This is a genomic window from Acinetobacter endophylla (assembly GCF_053543775.1).
Window position 1 is genome coordinate 1 of record NZ_JBLVOM010000035.1, and the last position, 772, is coordinate 772.

Genomic DNA, 772 nt, shown 5'->3' on the forward strand with positions numbered 1-772 from the left:
CCTTAAAGGAAATACCGGCGACTTCATCAAAAGCTACCACATCCCATAAGCCCACCAGACCAATACGGCGGCTACTCATGTTATAGAACAGGTTGGCGACAGTCGTTTGCCCACCAGAGACTAAAATACTATTCGGTGAACACTCTTTGTAAATATGGCTTTTCCCGGTACCGCGTGGTCCCAGTTCACAAACGTTATAGTTATTTTCAACGAACGGAACCATACGCGCTAATAGGTGCCATTGCACGTCCTCTTTTAACGAAGCCGGTTCCATGCCGATGGAACGGATTAAACTCTCGCGCCACTGATCCGTGCTTAATGCTGCTCTGCCACTGAAGAGTTCATCCATATTCATATTCGGCATTTGAATCGGCTTGAGTAAGCTCACCCCAAATGGAGAACTAGTCTGTCCTTCTTCAAAATAATAACTAAGCGTAGCAATGACCCAGATACCACCAACAAGTAATTTTTCATACTCTTTGACGATGCCTGCCGAGATTTCGGCATCTTTGATGCCCAGATTACTAAATGATGCTTCGTATTTGTCCTTACGCTCATTAAGCTTTACGGTCACCCGATCAATGACCTTATAACTGCCACGCTCACGAACCAGGGATTTCACCTTCTCAGCTTCATCAGGTCGTACATAGTTCTCTGCCAGCACGGTCTTTACGTTACGTAGTCCCTGCTCAATGATCTCTGGATCATCCGAGGCACAGTACATCCCTAGCAGGTATTCGAGTACATAGACCGGGACATTGGCCCCTTCTTT

General features: G+C 46.4%; 1 protein-coding gene. It reads right to left on the reverse strand.

Annotation, left to right across the window (positions count from 1 at the left end):
• Positions 1-772 (reverse strand): BREX system Lon protease-like protein BrxL (locus ACNPNW_RS03925; protein WP_448766551.1); only part of this gene is annotated, 772 nt, incomplete at both ends.